Genomic DNA, 6,378 nt, shown 5'->3' on the forward strand with positions numbered 1-6,378 from the left:
GCGGGTCCGTCGGCCGGGCGTCGCGGCGGCCGCAGCGCCCCCCCGGCCCCCCCCCCCCCCACTACATTGTTCCGGCGTGGTCTAATCGCGCACCTGTTGCTGAAGGATGTCGTCGTTGTCTACTTCTGCTTTCCAGCCTGTTGCGACCAGTGAGCGCATCGCTACTTTGGATGTGCTGCGCGGCTTTGCCCTGTTCGGCATCCTGCTGATGAACATGGAGGCCTTCAGCGGGCCGATGGACATGTCCTTTACCGGCATAGATCCGCACTGGCAGGGCTGGGACTACTGGGCCGATGCCTTTGTCTACGTCTTCGTGCAGGGCAAGTTCTTTACCCTGTTCTCGCTGCTGTTCGGCGCCGGCTTCGCGGTGATGGCACAGCGGGCTGCCATTGCGGGGCGTGACTTCACCCGTTTCTATCTGCGCCGCAGCCTGGGTCTGCTGGTCATCGGTGTGCTGCATGGACTACTGCTGTGGTCCGGTGACATTCTGGTCGCCTACGCGCTGCTGTCTTTCGTACTGCTGGCCTTCCGTGAGGCGCCGCGCAGCTGGTTGCCCGCGCTGGGAACGATGGCGTATCTGGGCGCAGCTGTGCTGATGTTGATGCTGGGCGCCTTGATGCAGCTTGTGCCGGCCGATGCTGCCAGCGCGCAGGCAGCTGCGGCGGCAAAGGCTATCGAAGCGCAGCGCCAGGCGTACGGGCATGGCAGTTACCTGCAGGCGGTCGCGCAACGTCTGCGTGACGTCTTCGCTTCCCTGGGGGCGTTGCTGGTTGTCGGCCCGCAGGTGCTGGGCATGTTCCTGATCGGCGCATGGTTCGCGCGCAGTGGCGCCATTGCCGAGCCGGGTCGCTATCCGCGGTTGTGGGCAGGCTTGCGCTGGTTGCTGCTGCCTATCGGTCTGGCGGTGATGCTGCTGAGTACCTGGGTGCTGCCGTACAACGCCCCGGGGCAATTCAACATGCGCAGCGCGGGCGCCTACGCGCTGACGGCAGTCGCCGGTTTGATGATGTGCCTGGGCTACCTCGCATGGGGCGTGCGCTGGAGTCGCCACCTGCAATGGTTGGCGCCCGCCGGGCGCATGGCCTTGAGCAATTACCTGGGGCAGTCGCTGGTCTGCACCCTGGTCTTCTACGGCTATGGGCTGGGCTGGTTTGAACAGGTTGGGCGTGCTTCACAGCTGCTGTTTGCCGTGGGTCTGTTCGCCATGCAGGTACTGCTCAGCCAGCTATGGCTGCGGCGTTTCCAGTACGGCCCGGTGGAGTGGCTGTGGCGGGCGTTCACATACTTGCAATTGCCACCACTGCGGCGCTGAGGCATTGGCGGCAATAAAATAACCGGGTGAACTGCCCCGAAGACGATGTACTTGTTGTTGGCGCCGGTGCCACCGGTCTGGCCACTGCGTTGGCGCTTTCCGAAGCGGGACGGCAGGTGCGGGTGATTGACGCTGGCAAACTTGGCGGCGCGACCTCGCACGGCAACTGCGGCACCATCACCCCCAGTCATGCACCGCCACTGGCGGCGCCGGGTGTACCAATGCGTGCACTGCGTTGGATGTTGTCGCCGCAGGCGCCGTTGTATATCCCGCCGCGTCCTGATCCAGTGCTGTGGCGCTGGCTGTTCAAGTTTGCCGCACGTTGCAATCGACAGGACTGGCTGCACAGCGCGCAGGGGCGCGCTGCATTGCTGAACGATTCGCGGCAACGTCTGGCCGATTGGGTGCAGCGCTACCAGCTGGATTGCGAGTTCGCCGAGAAGGGTTTGGATTATGTGTTCCGCCAGCAGCGCAATTTCGACGCGCATGCGGCCGAATGCGGTGCATTGACAGACCTTGGCATCGCTACCGAGATCATCGATGGCAGCGATTACGTTCGTGCTGAGCCCGCCTTCAAGGACGGTGTGATCGGTGCGATCCGTTTCCCTGGTGACGCCAGTCTGCGCCCTGATCGCTATACCGCCGAGCTGGGACGGGTATTGCGTGCGCGCGGTGTGCTGGTTGAAGAGTACTGCGCGGTGCAGTCATTCGAGCCGCACAGGCAGGGCGTGCGCGTGCAGACCAATCGAGGTGCCCGTGATACCGGTGAACTGGTGCTTGCGACCGGTGCGTGGTCACCACGGCTGGCCGCTAGGTTGGGGTTACGCGCCCCGATCCAGGCAGGCAAGGGCTATTCCATCACCGGCAGCCGCCCGATGCAGGTGCCGAGTCGGCCGGTAGTGCTGAAGGATCGATCGGTGTTCGTCATTGCCTGGGCTGAGCAGATGCGGCTGGGCGGCACGATGGAGCTTTCCGGGCAGGACCGGCGTTTGAATGCAACCCGTCTGCAGGCACTGGAGCAGGCCGCGCGGCAGTATCTGCGCCAGCCAATCGGCGAGGTCATCCATGAGCGCTGGTATGGCTGGCGGCCGATGACCTGGGATGACATGCCGATATTGGGGCGCTCACCCTTGCATGCTCACGTCTGGCTAGCGGCGGGTCATGGCATGCTCGGCATCAGTATGAGCAGTGGGAGCGGACAACTGATGGCTGATTTGATCACCGGGCAAGCGCCTGCAATCGATCCTGCGCCGTATCGCGTGGAGCGTTTCCAATGAGTGCGCGCAATTACGACGTGGTGGTGTTGGGTGGTGGTTCGGGTGGCTTGGCTGCTGCGTTCCGCGCAGCATCCTACGGCGCCAAGGTGGCGATGCTGGAGCCTGCGCCGTTGGGTGGCACCTGCGTCAATGTGGGTTGCGTGCCGAAGAAGGCGATGTGGCTGGCTGCGGACCTGGCCGAGCGCATTGGGCTGGCAAGGAAGATCGGTTTCGACGTGCCTGCCGAACCGGCGTTGACGTGGTCGACCCTGTTGGAGCGACGCCAGCAGTACATCGCCAATATCCACGCCAGCTACCAGAAGCGGTTGGATGAAACCGGCGTGGTGCGGGTCAGCAATCGTGGACATCTGATCGATGCGCACACGGTTCAGTGCGAGGACGGCACCCAGTTCCGCGCAGAGCACATCGTCATCGCTACCGGCGCGCATCCGCTCAAGCCGGAGTTGCCGGGGGCAGAGTTGGGTGGTGTCTCGGATGATTTCTTTGCGCTGCGGGCGCGGCCGGGCCGCGTTGCCCTGGTGGGCGGTGGCTATATCGCGGTAGAGCTTGCCGGGGTACTACGTGCCTTGGGTAGCGAGGTTGCCTTGCTGGTACGCGGCCAGCGCCTGCTGGACAGGTTCGATGCGGAAGTGTCGGACCAACTGGCGGAGAATCTGCGCCTGCAGGGCGTGGAACTGCACTTCGGCTGCAAGGTGGAGACGCTGCAGCGGCAGCAGCAACAGATCCGCGCGCAGCTGCACAATGGCCCCGAGCAGGCTGTGTTCGATACGGTGCTGTTTGCAACCGGCCGTGGCCCGAACACGAAGGGACTTGGTTTGGAGCAGGCCGGCGTGAAGCTGGGCGAGAAGGGTCAGATCGAAGTTGATGACTACCAGAACACCTCGGTGCCGGGCATCTATGCGGTTGGCGACGTTACCGGCCGGGTGACCTTGACGCCGGTTGCGATTGCAGCCGCGCGCAGGCTGATGGATCGCGTGCTGGGCGGGCATCCGGAGGCCAGGCTCGATTACGAGAATGTTCCCAGTGTTGTGTTCGCGCATCCGCCGCTGGGCAGCGTTGGCCTGAGCGAGGAAGAGGCGAGCAGGCGCTTTGGCAAGGTGAGCACGTATTACAGCCGCTTCCGGCCGATGCTGCAGGCGCTGGGGCAGGGTGAAGTGCGCAGTCTTTTCAAGATGGTTTGTGTTGGCGAGGACGAGAAGGTGGTTGGCATCCATCTGCTGGGCGAGGGCGCCGACGAAATCCTGCAGGGATTTGCGGTGGCGGTGAAGGCTGGTGTGACGCGCAGGCAGATGGAGGAGACGGTGGCCATCCATCCGACCTCGGCTGAGGAAGTTGTTCTGATGCGTTGAGGTTGGTGGGCAGCAACAGCGACAGCGCAAAGGCACCCCTCCTCAATCCTCCCCTGCGCTGCGCGCAAGGGAGGAGACTGGTCCTGCAGTTGCGGGCAATGCGTTTGCTCCCTCCCTTTGCCGCAGGCAAGGGGGTGAAGAAGGTCTGCTTGCGCGCCACTGGCGCGCGGCCTGATGAACGACCGAAGGCTATGCCTTCGGGCCGGGCGGGTTGGGGAGGGGGGTAGTTGATCTTGCTTCTGCTCCGGTAATGGCCTTGGTCCTAACCGCCAGCCCGTACAAATCCCTTAGCGCCCATAATGGAAAGCCATCTCCCCCCGGATGCCGTAACAGCGTGACTGCTCCAAACCAGCGCGAGGGCACCATGGCCACGCCAACACTGCCCACCAGCTCGCGTAGCTTGTTGATCAGCGGCCTGCTGCTGGCCGCCACCGGTGCGATCGCCGCCTCCGGCAAGGCGGTGATCGTCAAGCTCGCCTACCGGCATGGCGCCGATGCCACCGCCTTGCTTGCGCTGCGGATGATGATCGCGTTTCCGTTCTTCATCGCCATGGGCATGTGGGCGGCACGGCGCGCGCAGCGGCTGTCGGTCGGTGATCGTTGGCGGGTGCTGCTGCTTGGCTTCAGTGGCTATTACCTGTCGAGCTATCTGGATTTCCTTGGCCTGCAATACATCAGCGCCACGCTGGAACGGCTGATCCTGTATCTCAGCCCCACGTTGGTGGTGTTGATTGCATTGGTGGTGCTCAAGCAACGGCCCACCCGCATCCAGGTAGCGGCCTTGCTGGTCAGCTACCTCGGCGTATTGCTGGCTTTCGGACATGACATCCAGCTCGAAGGCCGGCGGACCTTGATCGGCTCGGCCCTGGTGTTCGCCAGTGCGCTCAGTTATGCGGTGTATCTGTTCGGCAGTGGTCAGGCGGTGGCGCGGATTGGCGCGGTGCGCCTGACTGCCTACGCCAGCATGGTGGCCTGCGTGCTGTGCATCGGCCAATACCTGCTGTTCCAGCCCTGGGCAGCGCTGTGGGAGTACGCGCCGCCGGTGTACTGGCTGTCACTGCTCAACGGCACGGTCTGTACCGTCCTGCCGGTGCTGGCGATCATGATCGGGGTCAAGCGGATTGGCTCTTCGCTGGCGGCGCAGGTGAGTATGCTGGGGCCGGTTTCCACGATTGTGCTCAGCGTATGGCTGCTCGACGAACCGATGGGTATTTGGCAAAGCGCCGGGACGGTGCTGGTGCTGCTGGGCGTGCTGCTGGTGGGCAGCGGCGTGGCGAAGAAGAAGCGATGAGCCCGGAGGCCAGTGCCGCTGCCGGGCATGCACGCATCCTTGAGGCGATTCGTGCCATTCCGCGTGGGCAGGTGCTGGGCTATGGCGAAGTGGCGGCCAAGGCCGGGCTGCCCGGAAGGGCAAGGCTGGTAGCACGACTGCTGGGCAGCAATGAGGACCCGGAGCTGCCCTGGCATCGGGTGCTGCGCTCGGACGGTCGCATCGCAATGCCGGAGGGCTCGCGCGGTTGGCGAGAGCAGAGCCAGCGGCTGCGGGCCGAGGGCGTGGCGGTGGAGAACGGCAGGGTGAAGCGGCCCAAACCGCCGCGCAGCCTGGACGAGGCGATCTGGGGCCCGGGCTAGCCGCTGCGGCTATGATGTAGCCAGTTTCCCCGGATGCCACCATGTTCCCGCGCCTACCCAAGATCACCCAGACATTGCTGATCGCCAACGTCGTCCTGTTCCTGCTGCAGCAGCTTCCGCAGACGGCGGGCATCTTCACCCAGCTGATGCTGTGGCCGCTGGGTTCGCAGCAGGTCTTCAGCGATTCACCGGGATTCGAACCGTGGCAGCTGCTGAGCTATGGGTTCCTGCATGGCAGCTTCGGCCATCTGTTCTTCAACATGCTGGCGCTTTTCATGTTTGGTGCGCCGTTGGAGGCGACCTGGGGCGAGAAGCGCTTCCTGACCTATTACATGGTGTGCGTGGTCGGCGCCGGCCTGTGCCAGTTGCTGGTGGCTGCGTTTGCCGGGGAGTACAACCCGGTGCTGGGCGCCTCTGGCGGTGTGTTCGGCCTGTTGCTGGCCTACGGCATGTTGTTCCCGAACCAACGGGTGGTGCTGTTGTTCCCGCCGATCCCGATGAAGGCACGTACTTTCGTGATCGTGTTTGGTGCGATTGAGCTGCTGCTGGGCTTCACCGGCTGGCAGCCGGGGGTCGCCCACTTCGCTCACTTGGGCGGCATGTTGTTTGGCTGGTTGCTGATCCGCTACTGGCGCGGGCAGCCGCCGTTCAACAAGCGTGGCCCGCATCTGCGCCGGGTCAAATAACAAGACCGTAGTGCCGAGCCATGCTCGGCAGAGGCGCCACCGATAAAGCCCAAAGATGTAGTGCCGAGCCATGCTCGGCAAAGGGGCATCACAGGTAAAGCCTCAGCCGAGCATGGCTCGGC

At 64.0% G+C, this 6,378-nt stretch carries 6 protein-coding genes; all 6 read left to right on the forward strand.

The genetic code is table 11. The annotated features are described in order from the left end of the window. Positions 1 to 106: 106 nt before the first annotated feature. Positions 107 to 1,312 (forward strand): DUF418 domain-containing protein, encoded by a 1,206-nt coding sequence (locus tag QMX78_RS19415; protein WP_282272660.1) that lies wholly within the window; start codon positions 107 to 109, stop codon positions 1,310 to 1,312. Between the two features lie 26 nt (positions 1,313 to 1,338). Next, a complete protein-coding gene (locus QMX78_RS19420) occupies positions 1,339 to 2,589 on the forward strand; it encodes an FAD-dependent oxidoreductase (protein WP_282272662.1) in 1,251 nt (416 codons plus the stop codon). Then, the gene (gorA, locus tag QMX78_RS19425; protein WP_282272664.1) at positions 2,586 to 3,938 is read left to right on the forward strand and encodes a glutathione-disulfide reductase; all 1,353 of its coding nucleotides are present in this window, start codon (positions 2,586 to 2,588) and stop codon (positions 3,936 to 3,938) included. Before QMX78_RS19420 ends, gorA begins: the two co-directional genes overlap by 4 nt. 364 nt (positions 3,939 to 4,302) lie before the next feature. Beyond that, the gene (locus tag QMX78_RS19430; protein WP_282272668.1) at positions 4,303 to 5,229 is read left to right on the forward strand and encodes a DMT family transporter; all 927 of its coding nucleotides are present in this window, start codon (positions 4,303 to 4,305) and stop codon (positions 5,227 to 5,229) included. Next, the gene (locus QMX78_RS19435; RefSeq protein WP_282272666.1) at positions 5,226 to 5,570 is read left to right on the forward strand and encodes an MGMT family protein; all 345 of its coding nucleotides are present in this window, start codon (positions 5,226 to 5,228) and stop codon (positions 5,568 to 5,570) included. The genes QMX78_RS19430 and QMX78_RS19435 overlap by 4 nt, the downstream gene beginning before the upstream one ends. A gap of 41 nt (positions 5,571 to 5,611) precedes the next feature. Beyond that, a complete protein-coding gene (locus tag QMX78_RS19440; protein WP_282272667.1) occupies positions 5,612 to 6,256 on the forward strand; it encodes a rhomboid family intramembrane serine protease in 645 nt (214 codons plus the stop codon). Positions 6,257 to 6,378 lie beyond the last annotated feature (122 nt).

Source organism: Stenotrophomonas sp. PS02298, assembly GCF_029959445.1.
GTDB lineage: Bacteria > Pseudomonadota > Gammaproteobacteria > Xanthomonadales > Xanthomonadaceae > Stenotrophomonas.

Bases quoted from the DNA above. Each gene is read 5' to 3' on its own strand.
- QMX78_RS19435 (WP_282272666.1), top strand. From the start codon at position 5,226: ATGAGCCCGGAGGCCAGTGCCGCTGCCGGGCATGCACGCATCCTTGAG.
- QMX78_RS19440 (WP_282272667.1), top strand. From the start codon at position 5,612: ATGTTCCCGCGCCTACCCAAGATCACCCAGACATTGCTGATCGCCAAC.
- gorA (WP_282272664.1), top strand. From the start codon at position 2,586: ATGAGTGCGCGCAATTACGACGTGGTGGTGTTGGGTGGTGGTTCGGGT.
- QMX78_RS19415 (WP_282272660.1), top strand. From the start codon at position 107: ATGTCGTCGTTGTCTACTTCTGCTTTCCAGCCTGTTGCGACCAGTGAG.
- QMX78_RS19430 (WP_282272668.1), top strand. From the start codon at position 4,303: ATGGCCACGCCAACACTGCCCACCAGCTCGCGTAGCTTGTTGATCAGC.